The sequence below is a fragment of the Nocardia brasiliensis genome, assembly GCF_011801125.1.
GTDB lineage: Bacteria > Actinomycetota > Actinomycetes > Mycobacteriales > Mycobacteriaceae > Nocardia > Nocardia brasiliensis_C.
The window spans coordinates 3965835-3983511 of sequence record NZ_CP046171.1 but is presented as its reverse complement, the minus strand read 5'-3'; the positions used below and the strand labels follow the sequence as shown (position 1 = coordinate 3983511).

The 17677-nt window shown below is 68.3% G+C and carries 13 protein-coding genes; 2 read left to right on the top strand and 11 right to left on the bottom strand.

What is annotated here, in order from left to right; genetic code table 11:
* Positions 1-55 precede the first annotated feature (55 nt).
* Together F5X71_RS17970 and F5X71_RS17965 are read right to left on the bottom strand one after the other, a co-directional pair.
* Positions 56-529, bottom strand: a complete 474-nt coding sequence (locus F5X71_RS17970) for a hypothetical protein (RefSeq protein WP_203218180.1) — start codon at positions 527-529, stop codon at positions 56-58.
* 98 nt (positions 530-627) lie between these two features.
* Positions 628-1401, bottom strand: coding sequence for an SDR family NAD(P)-dependent oxidoreductase (locus F5X71_RS17965; RefSeq protein ID WP_238815303.1), 774 nt, complete (start codon positions 1399-1401; stop codon positions 628-630).
* 85 nt (positions 1402-1486) lie between these two features.
* Here F5X71_RS17965 and F5X71_RS17960 point away from each other — a divergent pair, with 85 nt between their 5' ends.
* Positions 1487-1915, top strand: a complete 429-nt coding sequence (locus F5X71_RS17960; RefSeq protein WP_167463063.1) for a MerR family transcriptional regulator — start codon at positions 1487-1489, stop codon at positions 1913-1915.
* Positions 1916-1953: 38 nt separating this feature from the next.
* Here F5X71_RS17960 and F5X71_RS17955 read toward each other — a convergent pair whose 3' ends face one another.
* Together F5X71_RS17955 and F5X71_RS17950 are read right to left on the bottom strand one after the other, a co-directional pair.
* Positions 1954-2949 (bottom strand): serine/threonine protein phosphatase, encoded by a 996-nt coding sequence (locus F5X71_RS17955; RefSeq protein ID WP_238815302.1) that lies wholly within the window; start codon positions 2947-2949, stop codon positions 1954-1956.
* Positions 2950-3107: 158 nt separating this feature from the next.
* The gene (locus F5X71_RS17950; RefSeq protein WP_167463062.1) at positions 3108-4832 is read right to left on the bottom strand and encodes a hypothetical protein; all 1725 of its coding nucleotides are present in this window, start codon (positions 4830-4832) and stop codon (positions 3108-3110) included.
* 408 nt (positions 4833-5240) lie between these two features.
* Between F5X71_RS17950 and F5X71_RS17945 the strand changes: the two genes are divergently transcribed.
* Positions 5241-5978 carry an SDR family NAD(P)-dependent oxidoreductase gene (locus tag F5X71_RS17945; RefSeq protein WP_238815301.1) on the top strand — a complete coding sequence of 246 codons (738 nt, stop codon included), beginning with the start codon at positions 5241-5243 and terminating at the stop codon, positions 5976-5978.
* Between the two features lie 1022 nt (positions 5979-7000).
* On the opposite strand, the gene nuoN is transcribed toward F5X71_RS17945, so the two are convergent.
* From nuoN to F5X71_RS17910, 7 genes are all read right to left on the bottom strand, one after another.
* On the bottom strand, positions 7001-8620 hold the full coding sequence (gene nuoN / locus F5X71_RS17940) for an NADH-quinone oxidoreductase subunit NuoN (RefSeq protein WP_167466550.1): 1620 nt from the start codon (positions 8618-8620) through the stop codon (positions 7001-7003).
* A 5-nt stretch (positions 8621-8625) separates the two neighbouring features.
* Complete coding sequence (locus F5X71_RS17935; protein ID WP_174817091.1) at positions 8626-10242, bottom strand: NADH-quinone oxidoreductase subunit M; 1617 nt, start codon at positions 10240-10242, stop codon at positions 8626-8628.
* Positions 10239-12125 carry an NADH-quinone oxidoreductase subunit L gene (gene nuoL, locus F5X71_RS17930; RefSeq protein WP_167463059.1) on the bottom strand — a complete coding sequence of 629 codons (1887 nt, stop codon included), beginning with the start codon at positions 12123-12125 and terminating at the stop codon, positions 10239-10241. The genes F5X71_RS17935 and nuoL overlap by 4 nt, the downstream gene beginning before the upstream one ends.
* A 1-nt stretch (position 12126) precedes the next feature.
* Positions 12127-12426 carry an NADH-quinone oxidoreductase subunit NuoK gene (nuoK, locus tag F5X71_RS17925; protein WP_029892786.1) on the bottom strand — a complete coding sequence of 100 codons (300 nt, stop codon included), beginning with the start codon at positions 12424-12426 and terminating at the stop codon, positions 12127-12129.
* Positions 12423-13232, bottom strand: a complete 810-nt coding sequence (locus F5X71_RS17920; RefSeq protein WP_167463058.1) for an NADH-quinone oxidoreductase subunit J — start codon at positions 13230-13232, stop codon at positions 12423-12425. The genes nuoK and F5X71_RS17920 overlap by 4 nt, the downstream gene beginning before the upstream one ends.
* Positions 13229-15064 (bottom strand): NADH-quinone oxidoreductase subunit NuoH, encoded by a 1836-nt coding sequence (gene nuoH, locus F5X71_RS17915; RefSeq protein ID WP_167463057.1) that lies wholly within the window; start codon positions 15062-15064, stop codon positions 13229-13231. The genes F5X71_RS17920 and nuoH overlap by 4 nt, the downstream gene beginning before the upstream one ends.
* Positions 15065-15133: 69 nt before the next feature.
* On the bottom strand, positions 15134-17644 hold the full coding sequence (locus F5X71_RS17910) for an NADH-quinone oxidoreductase subunit G (RefSeq protein WP_275106790.1): 2511 nt from the start codon (positions 17642-17644) through the stop codon (positions 15134-15136).
* Positions 17645-17677: the final 33 nt, after the last annotated feature.

The window sequence follows — 17677 nt, the reverse complement described above, 5'->3', positions numbered from 1 at the left end:
TGCTGGCTTTGGCGTCGCCGGGAAAGCCGGTGTCTTGGCGGCCGAGTGGGTGTGCTCAGATCGCCGGTGGCCGTCGGACGTTCATGAACCGTGTGATCGCCGAGTCGAGGAGGGCGCCGAATTCCGCCACGCTGCTGACGTCCGGGTTCTCCGTTATGCCTTCGCCGCCGGCCAGGGCGTCGACATCGGCCCACCCGCCACGAAAGAGGACGATGCGCACGATATTTCGTTCGTCGCCATCCTCGATCTGCACTCCGACCGAGTCGGGATCGGTGACGAGGGTTCGCTCGGTCTCGAGTGGCCGAGGCCAGCGCGCCGTCCCGTCGCGCCAGGTGAGCGGGCCGGGAACCAGTCCCGACGCGGTCCACGCGGGTAAGCGCGAGAGGATCTCGGCGGCGGCCAGGTCCAGGTCGATGAGGCGATCCATGGGCAGCATCCTCCCGCAGGTCGGCGATACCGGACGGAACCGGTTATCTCGCAACCGGTCCCCGCCTGTACGGCGCGTGGCGCATCTTGGTCGCTTGATCACCAGGTAATGGTGGCGGTATCGGCCGAGAGGCCGCCGCCACCATTACCTGGTGATCGACCGTCCAGGTCGGGGCGCGGCAGGATCGCCGAGGTTCCGAGCTAGAGGGTCTTGAGCATGCCGCCGTCGATGATCAGTTCCGCGCCACTGATGTTCGGCGCGTGGCCGGATGCGAGGAACACGACGAGGGCCGCGATCTCCTCGGGGCTGGTGAATCGGCCGGTGGACATGCCCAGTATCGCGGGTAGTTGCGCCGCGACGTCGCTGAGCGGAACGCCCGCTTTTCGGGCGAGGGTGTCGCCGGGGCCGCCGGGGGTCGTCCACAGGTCGGTGAGCACCGGGCCGGGGGAGATCGTGTTCACGCGCAGACCTTGTCCGCCGAACTCTTCGGCGAGCGCTTTGCCGAGATTCGACACCGCGGCCTTCGCGGCGGACTGGGCGACCAACCGCGCCTGCGGCAGTCTGGCGTTGATCGAGCCGATGTTGACGATCGTGCCCTGCCGATGCAGCAGACTCGGCAACGCTGCCCTGGTCGTGCGAACGGTTGACATGAGCGTCGCGTCAAAGGTGTGCTGCCACGAGTCGTCGCCGAGCGCGAGAAAGCCACCGGCCGGGGTCGAGGTACCTGCGACATTGTTGACGAGCAGGTCGATACCGCCGTGCCGGTCCATCGTGTGGCGGATCAGGCGGACCGAGCCGTCCGCGCCGGTCAGATCCACCTCGACCGCGTCCGGAGTCGCCGCGCGCAGCTGTGGGGTGATCGTGCGACTGCCGGCGACCACGGTGAATCCGTTGTCGACCAGTGCGCGCACGATCGCCAGCCCGATCCCTCGCCCGGCTCCGGTCACCACCGCCACACCTGCTGTGTCAGCCACTGCCACTCCTCACGAATCCGGTGTCTATCGCCGCGGGCACGGCGTGCTTCCGTCAACCCTTCACGTTGAACTACGGTTCAAGTCAATGGGTGAACTATCGATATCCGAACTCCGCGAACGCACCGGACTCGCTTCGTCGGCGCTGCGCTTCTACGAGCGCAAGGGTCTGCTGCAAACATCAGGACGCGCGGGTGGCAAACGGTGCTTCGACGAACGCGCGGTCGAACAGGTCGCCTTCATCGATCTACTCAAGTCGGCCGGCTTCACGCTCGCCGAGATCGCGCGGTTTGTCGCTCAGTCCGATGGTGACGAATCAAGTTGGCGGGCAATGACCTCGGGCAAGGTGCGCCAACTCGACGAGCAGATCGAGCAGATCCAGCAGGCGCAAGTGGTCTTGCGACACCTGCTCGACTGCCGACACGAGCAGCTCGACTATTGCCCCGAGCACCGCCGCATCCTGCGCGCACACGCCGCCACACTGGCCGCCGCCGAACGCTCGAGCTCAACCCGCTGAGCTACGAGCTGCCGCGAGTTGTGTTGGGGCGATGGCCTTTACATCTCGTGGTACCCGGCGTGGACCTCGCCGTCGAATAGCTTCCAGATGAAGGCGTTCATCTTCGCGGCGGCGGGCGCGTGGCGGGCCACGATCGCGGCGATCGCCGGTGGCACGTCCGGCGGGATATGCCCACCGGCGCACTGGAGTACGTACTCGTTGCGGGTGATCGGACTGCCGCTGGGCAGCATCGGGATATCGGTCACCAGCCAGTTGACGAGACGCATCGCGGCGTAATCGGCGTCGTAGCAGGCGTGTTGTTCGACGAAGAGACGTTCGCTGTCGGACAGGTCGAAGTCCGCCGAGAGAGCCAGCCCGAAGTCGGTCAGATAGATCCGCTCGGTATCGGTGCGCATGTTGCCGAAATGTCCGTCCATGTGCAGCAACCCGCGATCGCGCAGGAACGTCACAATCTCGGAGAACTGCTCCTCGACCGCGGCCGCTTTACCGGCGGGGTCTTCGCGCAGCCAGTCGGTTATCGGATGTGGAATGTACTCGGAGAACAACACCAGGCTGCTCGGTGCGGCGGCCAGCGCCTCGAGGCGGGCACGCACGGCCGGACTGTTGCCCTGCGCAGTGACCACCGCGTCTATATCGGCGTGCTCGTCGGCGATCGGTGCGCGGCCGGGCAGGACCCGCCAGTGGTAGAGGATCGGAAACGAGCGCGTCTCGCCGGCCAGCACGGCGTCGGTGACGATGATGTTGGCAGCCAGTTCGCGCCAGGCGTTGAAGCCTGGGCCGCCGATTCCGTACTGGCAGAACATCGGTAGATCGAATAGGTTCGCGGTGGAACCGGGCTCGGCCAGTTCCCGGTCGGTCAACGGGATACGCTTGGCGAAGACCGGCACCCCGTCGACCTCGATAAGCGTCGCGCCGCCGCCCACGCCCACGTTGATGACACGACCGGTGTCGACCAGTTCGACCAGTTCGAAGTCGCCGCAGGACGCCAGCATCGCCGAGATTCGTTGGGGTGAGACAGTTCTGGGGGCGGCCATCCGAAGATTGTGTCATCGGCGGGACTGCTCGAAGCGGCCGCCGTGGCCTGGGCGGCGGCGCTGCCCACACCGCCGCCCAGGACGAGCACCGGGCAGCCCGAGACGAAGGCGCGCCCGGCGTCGGTGACCAGGGCGGTCCGGCGCCCGGTCACCGACGACTACGGGGTCAAACCCCGGATGAACTCGGCGAGATATTGCCCGCTGTAGTCCGGTTTTCCGTTGTTCTGCACGGCCGCGGCGCCGATCGTGTCCACGTGGGTGTAGCCGGGGAGTTGTTCGACCTGGGCCGTCGGCGGGGCGGGCAGCCAAGTGCCGACACCGTATTGGACGACGCTGTCGCCGGCGTAGGCGATGAAGTTCGGTTTGGTGCGACTCATGTTGTGGTAGCGCAGGTTCACCATGTCGCCGGTGCGTGCGCCGCCGAACCCGGCGGCGATGTCGACGATGATCCGCAACGGGAAGTAGGTCTCCCAGTAAGCGCTCGGCCAGCCGGTGCCCAATTGCCGTGCCACCTCGTGGATGTCGGCGGTCTCCCGATTCGGGGCGGTCCACGGGACACCGACGACGTCGTTGTAGTTGCGCCACGTATACAGCGCGGTGCGGTCGGTCGGCCCCATCCTGGTCTGCGGTCCGGCGCTCATCCGCAGGTAGTTGCCGAGCACCGGAACCTGGGTCAGACCACCGTGATTCGGGAACGTCTTCTCGGCCACCGGTCCGCCGGACAGTGCGCCGAGCCCCTGCTGCAGCAGCGCGAAATTGCCGGAGTTGTTGTCGATCAGGGTGCCGAGCAACGCCGCGTTGGTGAACCGGTAGTCCCGGATGGTGCCCTCACCGCTCGCCCCGCCCGTGACGGTGGCCGCCCAGCTCGGGCTGAACAGCGTGGTGAGCGTCGCCTCGAGCTCGGGATCGTGGATGTGGGCCAGCAGTTGGCTTTCCGCGTCCGGCTCCAAATGCGCGGCGAGTCCGGCCAATCGATAGAGCAGCATCGCTTTGGTGCCGATCACCGGCATCGGCCCGAGCGTGCGCATCGGCAGCACACCGCTGTCGAAACCGGCTTTGAGAACTCCGTTCGCCGGGCCGGTGATGGCCTCGGTGACGTCGCGGAAGAACGGAGTGTTCTGGATCGCGGCCGGGTCGGAGGACACCATGGAATCCTGTGCGGCGAAGGCGGCGCACTGGTTGTAACCCGCGTCGGCCTGCGTGGCCGGGTTGCCGTCGAAGTCCCAGTCCGAGAAGAACCCGGTGACGAGCCCGCCCATCGAGATGCCGGTGCACACGTATTTACGTTGCCGCTCAGCCTGATCCGGCAATTCGTGCAGCATGATCTCGTACTGGTCGCGAACCACTCGCTCCACGCCGAACGCGTCCAGGATCGGCAGCTCGGCCGAGGTCTTGAAGCCGGGGAAAGTGCGGCCCTCGATCGGCTTGCCGTTGAAGTAGTAGTCGACCGCGTCCAAGTAGTTGCCGGTCTCGAGCGCGTAATCGAAACCGACTGTCTCATCCAAACAGGACCCGCGCCGGGCCAGCGCCCAGAATTCGACGTTGCGACCGAGTGACTTGGCCGAACGCACGGTATTCGCCGCGACACCGTCGGAATTGACTGCGCCGCCGATCATTCCGGCCTGCTGCACCACGACGGCATCCGCGTCCCGCGCGTCCTGCGGGCTGCCGACGGCGCGGTAGCGCAGGTACCCGGTGCGTTCACACGACGCCGGATGCGGTGCGGCACTCGCCGGTAGCGGCAGCAGAAAGCTGACGTAGGATACGGCGATGCCGTCGCGAGTCGCGACAGGCTGTTCCTGCCGATCGGTAGCCGCCGACGCGGGCGGCTGCTCAGCCGTCGCCGAACCCGCCGGGAGCAGACCGGCGGCGACTACCGTCATCACGACCATTGCGGCCCAACCATTTCGGCGCGTACCGCGCCCCCGCCCCTGCTGTTTCGACTGTCCGAGACGCCGTGTCGCTCTTGCCACGCTAAGTCACGTTGCCACCCAACGTGTCCTACGTCACTAGCGCATTTGCCAGGAGATCCCCGCTCCACTAGTGCATTTCACCAATGATCTTCTCCTGGACGCGGACTGCGGCTGAGACGGCCTGGTGGGTCACTCTTTGCGTGCGTGGGCAACCGGCAGTCCTCGGGTTCGGTGCACGCCGTCTCGCCCGGCGGATCTGTTACGCCGAGGCGTCAACGCTGGGCACCGTTCGCGCGGCATTCGCCGTGCCAGAGCGCCGAGGAGATGCACCACTCCGTGGGGACCACTGTGCGGCGGGATGGCAGGCTTGGTGGGGTGGTGAGTAGAGGTGTGTTGGTTACGGGGGCTTCGCGGGGGATCGGGCGGGCTGTCGCGGTGGCGTTCGCGGCGGGCGGCGACCGGGTGGCGGTGCACTATTCGTCCAGGCGTGACGATGCGGCGGAGACGCTGGAACAGTTGCCGGGGAGCGGACACGTGCTTGTCGGCGGGGATGTGCGTTCGCCGGAGGCGGTGGCGGGGTTCGTCGACGCGGCCATCGAGGGGCTCGGGGCGATCGACGTGCTGGTCAACAATGCGGCGGTGAACATCGCGCAGCCGGTGCTCGATACCGACTATGCCGAGTGGCAGCGGGCCTGGCGGGAAACGTTGGACGTCAACCTGTTCGGCACGGCCAATGTGTCGTATCTCGTAGCGAGGCACATGATCGACAAAGGGATCGCGGGCCGCATCGTGAACATCGGCTCGCGCGGCGCCTTCCGTGGCGAACCCGAATACACCGCCTACGGCGCGACAAAAGCAGGCGTGCACGCGCTGGGCCAGTCGCTGGCCGTGGAATTGGCGCCGCACGGGATCGCCGTCGCCTCGGTCGCCCCGGGCTTCGTCGCCACCGAACGCGTCGCGCACCGCGTCACCGACGACGTGCGCGCCCAAAGCCCATTCGGCCGAGTCGCCGAACCCGCCGAGATCGCCTCCGCGGTCAGGTATCTCGCCTCGCCGGAAGCAACCTGGACCTCAGGCTCGGTCCTGAACGTAAACGGCGCCTCGTACCTGCACTGACCCGCCCAGTGTCGTACTGGTACGCACTGCCGACCCTGCGCGATGCCCATGACGGAACCCGATCCGACGACCCGCTTCCTCACCGAGCACGGCGCGCTAGCGCCCCGGCACTCGACTCGGGCCGCGGCACGGAAATGGTCGGCCGATCAGGAGGAACTGGCGGCGGCATCGGCCGAGAGGGCTCCGCCACCAGTTCCCCCTGAACGGCCCTCCAGCGCGTCGCCGGGCGTGTCGCGCGCCGCGCGGCGCGCATTGGATCGGTTGGCGAGCGGGAGACCTCGCATGGCGCACGGGCACGTGCCCGACCTCGCGCGGCGTGCGGGATGAATACCGGCGCGCCGCGCCGCGCAATGGAAGCGCAGCGGTGCCGAGTCGGTCGGCTGATCAGGGGGACCGGTGGCGGTATCGGCCGAGAGGCTTGCGCCACCAGTTCCTCCTGATCGGCCGACCTGCGAGTCGAACCGTGTTGCTCGCCGCGCGGCGCGCATGGCGCGGGCGGTGTGGGGGCCCCGCACACCGCACGGGCTCGAGCGCGTGCCCGACCGAAATGGCAAAGGACTTGAGCGCGTGTGGGTCCGATATGGCAATCGCTCGAGCGCGTGCCCGACCCGACATGGCAAAAGGCTCGAGCGCGTGTGGGTCCGATTTGGCAATCGCTCGAGCGCGTGTCGGTCCGGGATGGCAAGGGCTTGAGCATGTGTCGACTCGATACGGCACGCGCTCGGGTGCGTGTCGGTCCGGGATGGCCCACGGACCTATAGTCCGTGTCCACACCCGCAACGCGTCGCACGGCCTCGAGCGTGGGTGACTGTTGTAGCGGCGCAACGAGGTCCGGCGTAATGGAAGCCAAAGGGTTTCGAGTTGTTGGTCGGTTGATCACCAGGTAATGGTGGCGGCATCGGTCGAGAGCTCAACGCCACCATTACCTGGTGATCGGATGACCAGAAGTGGGGTGGCGGGAATCCGGGGTGGGAAGGACTGAGCCGCACACCCTGGGTGGGTGTGCGGCTCAGTGGGGTTGGTCAGCGGGCGAAGGTGGCGGCGCGGTCGGCGAGGTCCAGCAGCACCTGAGGGAAGAGGCCGAGGATGATGGTGGCGCCGGCGCCGAAGGTAACGACCGCGGTGGTGAGGAACGGGGTGACGATGACGGGGGCGTCGGTGGGTGGGTCGGTGAAGAACATCAGCACGATCACGCGGACGTAGAAGAACGCGGCGATCGCGCTGCAGATGACGCCGACGATCACCAAGGTGGTGGCGTCGCCCGCGGCCGCGGCCTCGAATACCGCGAACTTGCTGACGAATCCGCTGGTGAGCGGGATGCCGGCGAAGGAGAGCAGGAACAGGGCGAAGACGCTGGCCAGCCAGGGGGAGCGGCGGCCGAGCCCGGCCCACTGGCTCAACGAGGTTGCTTCGTCGCCCGCGGCGTCGCGCACCAGGCTGACGAGCGCGAACGCGCCCAGCGTGCCGACGCCGTAGGCCACCAGATAGAACAGCACCCCGGCGACGCCCTTGGTGTTGGCGGCGACCAAGCCGGTGAGGATGAAACCGGCATGGGCGACAGCGGAATACGCGAGCATCCGTTTGACGTCGGTCTGAGTGATCGCCATGACCGCACCGACGGCCATGGTGGCGATGGCGATGGCGCCGAGCACCGGCCGCCAGTCGTCGCGCAGGCCGGGCACCGCGATCTGCAGCACGCGCAACAGCGCACCGACTGCCGCGATCTTGGTGGCGGCCGCCATGAACGCGGTAACCGGTGTCGGCGCACCCTGATACACGTCGGGCACCCACGACTGGAACGGCACCGTGCCGATTTTGAACAGCAGCCCGACGGCGAGCATCGCCACCCCGAGCAGCGCGAGCATCGCGTTGTCCGGATGCGCGGCGATGGCGTCGGCGATCCCGGCCAGCCGCACCGTCCCGGCCTGCCCGTACAGCAGCGCGACGCCGTAGAGGAAGAACGCCGAGGAGAAGGCGCCGAGCAGGAAATACTTCAGCGCCGCTTCCTGGGACAGCAATCGTTTGCGCCGGGCGAGCCCGCACAGCAGGTACAGCGGCAGCGAGAGCACCTCGAGCGCGACGAACATGGTGAGCAGATCGTTGGCGGCCGGGAACAGCAGCAGGCCGCCGACGGCGAGCAAGGTCAGCGGGAAGACCTCGGTGGTCGCGATACCCGCACGCAGCGCGACCTTTTCGCTGGCGCTGCCCGGCACCGACGATGCCTGCGGGGTGAACGCGTCCACGCCGCGCCCGAGGGTGGCCGCGGCCGCGCTCCACGTGCCTGGCCCGCTGCGCGGCCGCACAGGACGGTCGGCACCCCGCTCGGCCATGAACAGCACGCCGAGAATCGCCACCACGAGGATGGTGCCCTGCAGGAACAGCGTCACGCCGTCGACCGCGACGGCCCCGCCGACGGCGGTGGCGTCGGTGCCGGCCAGCAGCACCACCGCGACGAGCGCGACGATGAGTCCGGCCAGGCTCAGCAGCGCCTGCCCGCCGAACCGGTAGCGCCGACCGGCGAACGCCTCGACCAGCACGCTGAGCACCGCGACGCCGAACACGATGAGCATCGGTGACAAATAGCCGTATTCGATGCTCGGCGCCGGTATCGCGGCGGCGAGCGAGGTTTCGTAGGAGGCCATGTGACTCACTTGTGAACACCTCCAGGCTGATCGGCCTTGCCCGCCTCCGGAACCGCCGGTGCGGGATCGTGTTTGCCGATGGTCGTCAACGTCTGACTCACCGCGGGATTGATGAAGTTCAGCATCGGTTTCGGATAGACGCCCAGGAACAGCAGGGCCGCGATCAGCGGCACCACCACCGCGAGTTCACGCGGCACCAGGTCGTAGAGGCGCTCGTTACCCTCCTTGACCGGCCCGGTCATCATCCGCTGGTAGAGCCAGAGCACATACACCGCGGCCAGCACCAGCGCGCCGGTCGCGACGACGGCGGCGAACTGGTAGCGGCCGAAGGTGCCGATCAGCACCAGGAATTCACTGACGAACGGCGCGAGGCCGGGCAGCGAGAGGGTGGCCAGGCCCGAGATGAAGAACGTGCCGGCCAGCACCGGCGCCACCTTCTGCACCCCGCCGAACTCTGCGATGAGCCGGGAACCCTTGCGGGAGACCAGGAATCCGGCGATCAAGAACAGTGCCGCGGTGGAGATGCCGTGGTTGACCATGTACAGCGTCGCCCCGGTCTGGCCCTGGCTGGTCATCGCGAAGATGCCGAGGATGATGAAGCCGAAGTGCGAGATCGAGGTGTAGGCGATCAACCGCATCACGTCGGTCTGGCCGATCGCCAGCAGCGCACCGTAGAGGATGCCGATCACCGCGAGCGTGATCACCAGCGGCGCATAGGTATCCGAGGCGCTGGGGAACAGCATCAGGCAGTAGCGCAGCATGCCGAAGGTGCCGACCTTGTCGACTACCGCCATCATGAGCACCGCGCTCGACGGCGTCGCGGCCACGGCGGCGTCCGGCAGCCAGGTGTGCAGCGGCCACAGCGGCGCCTTCACCGCGAACGCGAACATGAACCCGAGGAACAGCGCGTTGAGCACCGCGGGCGCCGCGCCGAGCTGGCCGGAGTTCGCGGCCGCCACTACGACCCGGAAGTCGAAGGTGCCCGAGCCGCCCGCGCCGAGCCCGTCGCGCGCGGTCACCACGTACAACCCGATCACCGCGGCCAGCATGATCAGCCCGCCGAACAGGTTGTACAGCAGGAACTTCACCGCGGCCCGCGATCGCTGCGCGCGCAACTGCGCGTCCGCCGACCGTGGCCCGAAGCCGCCGATCAGGAAGTACATCGGGATGAGCATCGCCTCGAAGAAGACGTAGAACAGCAGGATGTCCAGCGAGACGAACGAGATCAGCACCATCGCCTCGACCAGCAGGGTGAGCGCGACGTAGGTGTGCGAGACCCGGCGGCCGCTGCCGACCTCCCGGTCGTCGTGCCAGCCCGCCAGGATCAGCAGCGGCACGAGTGCGGTGGTGAGCAGCACCAGCACCAACGCGATCCCGTCGAGGCCGACGGTGTAGCCCGCGCCGAACGCCGGGATCCACTCGTGGTCCTCGACGAACTGGTATTGCGCCCCACCGGGATCGAAGCGCACCGCGAGCACCACCGCGAAGATGAGCACCGCGACCGAGACGCTCAACGCGAGCACTCGCGCGAGCAACCGCTGCCCCGCGGGCAACAGCAGCACGATCACGGCGCCGAGCACGGGCGCCGCCCACAGGATGGTCAACCAGGGAAAGTCCGTCACCACAACCTCACCGCCAGCAGGGCGGCAGCCACCAGGGCCGCGCCGGTGAACATGGAAAGGGCATAGGAGCGAACGAACCCGGACTGCACCCGGCGGATGCGTGCGGACAGTCCGCCGATCAAAGCCGCTGTGCCGTTGACGATTCCGTCGATGCCGCGGTTGTCGAGGAAGACCAGCGCGCGGGTCAGGTAGCCACCCGGTCGCATGAACGTGGCCTCGTTGAACGCGTCACCGTAGAGGTCCTTGCGGGCCGCGACGGTCAGCGCGGACACCGCCTGCGGCGCGGTTTCGGGGATGGTGCGCTGCGCGTACTGGTAGTAGGCGAAGCCGACGCCCGCGGCGACCACGACCAGCGCGAGCGCGGTGACGACGGCCGCCGGGACGGTCTCCTCACCATGATGCGCGCCGACCACCGGCGCCAGCCAGTTCTGCAGTGCGGAACCGAAGACGAACAGCGCGCCCGCGGCGACCGAGCCGAACGCCAGCAGCACCATCGGTCCGGTCATCACGGCCGGTGACTCGTGCGGATGGGTGTCGGGTTTCCAGCGCCGTTCGCCGAAGAACGTCATCAGCATCACCCGCGTCATGTAGAACGCGGTGAGGCCCGCGCCGAGCAGCGTCACCGTGCCGAGCACCAAACCGCTTGTGCCGCCCTGGTTGAACGCCGCCTCGATGATCTTGTCCTTGGAGAAGAAGCCGGCGAACGGCGGCACCCCGATGATCGCCAGATAACCGAGCCCGAAGGTGACGTAGGTGACCGGAAGCAGGGTGCGCAATCCGCCGTAGCGGCGCATGTCGGTCTCGTCGTCCATAGCGTGCATCACCGAACCCGCGCCGAGGAACAGCCCGGCCTTGAAGAAGCCGTGCGTGAGCAGGTGCATGATGGCGAACGCGTATCCGGCCGGGCCGAGGCCGGCGGCCAGCATCATGTAACCGATCTGGCTCATGGTGGACGCGGCGAGCGCCTTCTTGATGTCGTCCTTGGCGCAACCGATGATCGCGCCGAACAGCAGCGTCACCGCGCCGACGAGCACCACGCCGAGCCGCGCGTCCGGGGACAGGTCGAAGATCGGTCCGGAACGGGTGATCAGGTAGACACCGGCCGTCACCATGGTCGCGGCGTGGATGAGCGCTGACACCGGGGTGGGGCCCTCCATCGCGTCACCAAGCCAGGATTGCAGCGGCACCTGTGCGGACTTGCCGCACGCGGCGAGCAGCAGCAGCAACCCGATCGCGGTGAGCGTGCCCTCGCCCGCCTGCGGCGCCGCGGCGAACACCGTGCCGAAATCGATCGAGCCGAAGGTCGCGAACATGACGAACATCGCGATGGCCAGCCCCATGTCACCGACCCGGTTGACGACGAAGGCCTTCTTGGCCGCCGTTGCCGCCGAGGGCTTTTCGTGCCAGAACCCGATCAGCAGGTAGGACGCCAGGCCGACGCCTTCCCAGCCGAGGTAGAGCACCAGGTAGTTGTTCGCCAGTACCAGCAGCAGCATCGCCGCGAGGAACAGGTTGAGGTAGGCGAAGAACCGGCGTCGTGCTGGATCGTGGCTCATGTACCCGATGGAGTAGATGTGGATCAGCGAGCCGACACCGGTGATCAGCAACGCGAAACACATCGACAACTGGTCGAGTTGCAGCCCGAAGTCGACCTGCAGTCCCGCGACCGGCGCCCACTGGAACAGCTCGGTGTGTACCGCGCGCTGGTCGCCGTCGCGCCCGAGCATGTCGAAGAACGCGATTCCCGCGACCACGAACGACCCGAGCGCCATCGCGGTGCCGAGCAGATGACCCCATTTGTCGCTGAACCGTCCGCTCAGCAGCAGGACGACCGCGCCGACGAGCGGCAGTGCTGGCAGCAGCCAGAGTGCTGTGGTGTCCATGTCAGAACTTCAGCAGGTTGGCGTCGTCGACCGAGGTCGAGCGGCGGGCACGGAAGATGGTCATGATGATGGCCAGGCCGACCACGACCTCGGCCGCCGCCACCACCATGGTGAAGAACGCGAACACCTGACCGTCCAGGTTCGCGTGCAACCGGGCGAAGGTGACGAACGCGAGGTTCACCGCGTTGAGCATCAACTCGATGCACATGAACACCACGATCGCGTTGCGCCGCAGCAGCACACCCGCCGCGCCGATGGTGAACAGCAGGGCCGACAGGAACAGATAGTTCTCGGGATTCACCGCTTGCCTTCCTCGTCGCTCGTGGTCTCGGTACCGACCGAGATGACGGCCGCCTCGGTCAGCGCCCGGGTGCGGCGGTGCCGCAGGATGGTGCTGACCGAGAGTTCCTCGAAGGAGCCGTCGGGCAGCCTGGCCGGGATGTCGACCGCGTTGTGCCTGGCGTACACGCCGGGGGTGGGCAGCGGGGTGGGCCGGTGCCCGGCCTGGCGGAAGCGGCGGATCGACATCTCCCGCTGTCCGATGCGCGGCCCGAACTGTTCACGGTGCGCCAGCACCATCGCGCCGATGGTGGCGGTGATGAGCAGCGCGCCGGTGAGTTCGAAGGCCCACACGTAGCGCACGAAGATCAGCTCGGCGAGCTCGCCGATCACGTCGCGCCCGGCGAAACCGGTTGCCGGGAAGGCGATGCCGGACTCGCGGATGCCGCGGGCGATGCCGCTGATCAGCAGCAGGCCGAAACCGAGACCCACCGCAGCCGCCGCGAACCGCTGCCCGCGCAGGTTCTCCCGCAGCGATTCCGCGGAGTCGACGCCGACCAGCATGAGCACGAACAGGAACAGCATCATGACCGCGCCGGTGTACACCACGATCTGCACCACGCCGAGGAACAGGGCGTCCTGGGCCATGTAGAACACCGCCAGGATCACCATCGTCGCGGCCAGGCAGATCGCCGAGTGCACCGCCTTGCGGGCGAAGACCATGCCGAGCGCGCCCATCGTGGCCAACGGGGCGAGCACCCAGAAGTTCACCGCCTCGCCGGTGGAGGTGCGGGTGAGCGGCTCTGCGGCAAGGATGAATTCGTTCACCGCGCCCCTCCTTCCACGCCCGCCACGGCGGGCTGTTTGGAATCGTCGGAGCCGTTCACCGCGTGCGCCCCGTTGGTGTCGGACGCCCCGCCCGGCACGTTGCCGCGGTAGTAGTCGCCCTCGTCGGTGCCCGGGTACATCGCGTGCGGCGGCGCGGTCATGCCGGGCTGCAGCGGCGCGAGCAGGCGGTCCTTCTCGTAGATGAGGTCGGCGCGGTTGTCGTCGGTCATCTCGTAGTCGTTGGTCATCGTCAACGCGCGGGTCGGGCACGCCTCGATGCAGAGTCCGCAGCCGATGCAGCGCAGGTAGTTGATCTGATAGACCTGCCCGTAGCGTTCACCGGGCGAGAACCGGGCCGTCTCGGTGTTGTCCGCGCCCTCGACGAAGATGGCGTCGGCGGGGCAGGCCCAGGCGCACAGTTCGCAGCCGATGCACTTCTCCAGTCCGTCCGGGTGCCGGTTGAGCTGGTGTCGCCCGTGATAGCGCGGCGCCGTCGGGACCTTCTGCTCCGGATAGAACTCGGTGTTCGGCTTCTTGAACATGGTCGCCGCGGTGACCGCGAACCCGGCCAGCGGATCGAGCAGGCCCGGCGTGGCCGCCGCGCGCGGACGTTCGGGCAGTGGCGGGGTCGGGAAGCCGAGGAACACCGCCGAATCCGCGGTGGGCACAGCGGGTTCCGGCTCGGCGGGCGGTGCCGCGCCCGCCCTGCGGCCGGCCCGCAGGAACATCCCGATCATCAGGCCCGAGAGCAGCAGGCCACCGATCACCAGGAACGGCGTCTGCACGTGATAGCCCTCGGCCTGCAGCACCCGCGCGGTGGCCACCAGCATCACCCACAGCAGCGAGGTCGGGATCAGCAGCTTCCAGCCCAGATTCATGAACTGGTCGTAGCGCAGGCGCGGCAGCGTGCCGCGCAGCCAGATGAACACGAACAGGAACATCCACACCTTGGCGGTGAACCAGAGCACCGGCCACCAGCCGCTGTTCGCGCCGTCCCACATGTTCAGCGGCCACGGCGCGTGCCAGCCACCCAGGAACAGGGTGGTCGCCAGCGCGGAAACCGTTGCCATGTTGATGTATTCGGCCATCATGAACATGGCGAACTTGAGCGAGGAGTACTCGGTGTGGAAGCCGCCGACGAGTTCGCCCTCGGCCTCGGGCAGGTCGAACGGCGCCCGGTTGGTCTCACCGACCATCGAGACGCAGTAGATGAGGAACGAGGGCAGCAGCAGGAAGACATACCAGGTGCCCTCCTGCGCCTCGACGATGCCGGAGGTGGCCATGGTGCCGCCGAGCAGGAATACGGTGGCGAAGCACAGTGCCATCGCGATCTCGTAGGAGATCACCTGCGCGGTCGAGCGCAACCCGCCCAGCAGCGGATAGGTCGAACCCGACGACCAGCCGGCGAGCACGATCCCGTACACCCCGATCGAGGTGATCGCCAGGATGTAGAGCACCGCCACCGGCAGGTCGGTCAGCTGCAACGCGGTGCGATGGCCGAGCACCGACACCTCGGGCCCGAACGGGATCACCGCGAACGCCATCACCGACGGGATCAGCGAAATGACCGGTGCCAGAATGTAGATCGGCTTGTCCACGATGGCCGGGACGATGTCTTCCTTGAGCGCCATCTTCACGCCGTCGGCGATGCTCTGCAGCATGCCGTACGGGCCGATCCGGTTCGGGCCGATGCGCATCTGCATGCGCGCCACGATCTTTCGCTCCGCGACCACCGCGATCATCGGGGTGAGCAGCAGGAACACGAAGATGGCCAGCGACTTCGCGATCACCAGCCACAACGGATCGTGGCCGAAAAGACTCAGATCACTCATGCCCGCACCTCGCTACGCTCGGCTCCGGCATGAGCGAAGCACGCTGTGTGGTCGATTCGTTCGCTGCGCTCACTCATGCCTGTGCTCCTTCATCCGCTCGTCGGCGCGTCGGAGGGTGACGAGGCCGCCGGGCTGGGTGGCCAATTGTTCGGCGATCGAGCTGCCCGGGGAGTGTTGCGGCACCCAGACCACCCGGTCGGGCAGGTCGCTGATCATCAGCGGCAGCGTGATGCTGCCGCGCTCGCCCGCGACGGTCACCAGATCGTCGGTGACCGCGCCGATTTCGGCCGCGGTGGTGGGGGACAGCCGCAGCACCGCAGGCCTGGCGATGCCGGCGAGGTTGGGTTCGCCGTCCTGCATCCGGCCCTCGTCCAGCAGCATCCGCCAGCTGGCCAGCACCGCGGTGCCCGGCGCCGGCTGGGTGAGCGGGTGCGGCCGATGCGCGGGCGCCGCGACGGGCGCACCGTCCCACGCGCCGAGTTCGGCGAGCTCGGCGCGCGCGGCCTCGGTGTCGGGCAGGTCGAGGCCGACCTTCATCTCCTCGGCGATGGCCTGCAGCACCCGCTGATCCGACAGCGGCGCGGATTGCCTGCGCACCATGTCGTCGCCGAGTGCCGCCGCGAACGGACGCGCCCTGCCCTCCCAGGTGAGGAAGGTGCCGGACTTCTCCATCGCGGTGGCCACCGGGAACACCACGTCGGCGCGCTCGGTGACCGCGCTGTGCCGCTGTTCGAGGCTGACCACGAAGCGGGCCGCGTCGATGGCGGCCAGCGCGCCGGTCGGGTCCGGCAGGTCGGTGACGTCGACGCCGCCGATCACCAGCGCGCCGAGTCCGGGGGCGGCCTCCAGGATCGCCGCGGTGTCCCGGCCCGGCGTGGCGGGCAGGTCCGCGACGTTCCAGACGGCCCGAACCTGTTGCCGGGCAAGCGGATCGACTACCGGGCGACCACCAGGCAGCAGGCCGGGCAGCGCGCCCGCCTCCACAGCGCCGCGTTCGCCGGCGCGCCGCGGCACCCAGGCCAGCGCGGCCCCGGTCTCGTCGGCGAGGCGGACCACGGCGGAGAGCGCACCGGCGATGCCCGCCATCCGCTCGCCGACCATGATCACCGCGCCGGGTGCGCGCAGCAGTCGGGCGAGCTCGGCGCAGTGCGCGGGATCGATTCCCGGCGTCGCGGTTTCGCCATCGCGGAGGGCGTCGAGCAGATGCGGTTCGGCACCGGGCATGGCCCGAAGCAGCGTGCCCGCCATCCGGTCCAGGCCGCGCGAGGCGAAGGGGGCCAGGGAGTAGATCGGCAGGCGCCGCTTCCGTGCGGCTTTGCGCAACCGCAGATAGACGATCGGCGATTCCTCCTCGGGTTCGAACCCGACGAGCAGCACGACCGGCGCGGTCTCGAGGTCGGCGTAGCTCACCGTCATGCCCTGCCCGGCGACCCGGGCGGCGAGGAAGTCCGCCTCCTCGGCCGAGTGAGCCCGCGCCCGGAAGTCGATATCGTTGGTACTCAGGGCGATTCGCGCGAACTTGGCGTACGCGTAGGCGTCTTCCTGGGTGACCCGGCCGCCGACCAGCACGCCCGCGGTGCCGTTGGCCGCCGCCAGGCCTTCCGCGGCCGCGGCCAGCGCCTCGGACCACGACGCCGGGGCGAGGTTCCCGTCCCAGCCGCGCACCAGCGGGGTGGTGAGGCGGTCGCGTTCGGTGGCGTAGGCGAAGGCCCAGCGCCCCTTGTCGCAGTTCCATTCCTCGTTGACCTGCGGGTCGTCCCCGGCGAGGCGGCGCAGCACCTTGCCGCGCCGGTGGTCGGTGCGCTGGGCGCAGCCGGAGGCGCAGTGTTCACAGACGTTCGGGCTCGACACCAGATCGAACGGCCGGGCCCGGAACCGGTAGCTGGTGCCGGTGAGGGCACCCACCGGGCAGATCTGCACGGTGTTGCCGGAGAAGTAGGAATCCAGCGGCTCGGCCTGCGCGGTGCCGACCTGTTGCAGCGCACCACGTTCCAGCAGTTCGATGAACGGATCGCCGGCCACCTGCTGGGAGAAGCGGGTGCACCGCGCGCACAGCACGCAGCGTTCCCGGTCCAGCAGCACCGCGGACGACAGCGGAATCGGCTTGGGATACGTGCGCTTCTCGCCCTCGAAGCGGCTCTCGACCCGGCCGGTGGACATCGCCTGGTTCTGCAGCGGGCATTCCCCGCCCTTGTCGCAGACGGGGCAGTCGAGCGGATGATTGATGAGCAGCAGCTCCATCACGCCCTCTTGGGCCTTGTCCGCGACCGGCGAGGTGAGCTGGGTGCGCACCACCATGCCGTCGGTGACGGTCATGGTGCAGGAGGCGACCGGCTTGCGCTGCCCCTCGACCTCGACGATGCACTGGCGGCAGGCACCGACCGGGTCGAGTAGCGGATGATCGCAGAAGCGCGGGATCTGGATGCCGATCAGCTCGGCCGCCCGGATCACCAGGGTGCCCGCGGGCACGCTCACGGTGGTGTCATCGATGGTGACCGACACCAGATCGGCGGGCGCGGCCTCGCGCGGGCTCGGATGCGCCGTGGCGGGCCGATCGGTCTCCCGGCCGCCACCCCTCATCGAATCACTGCGTGATGCCGGCCCGCCCGTCTC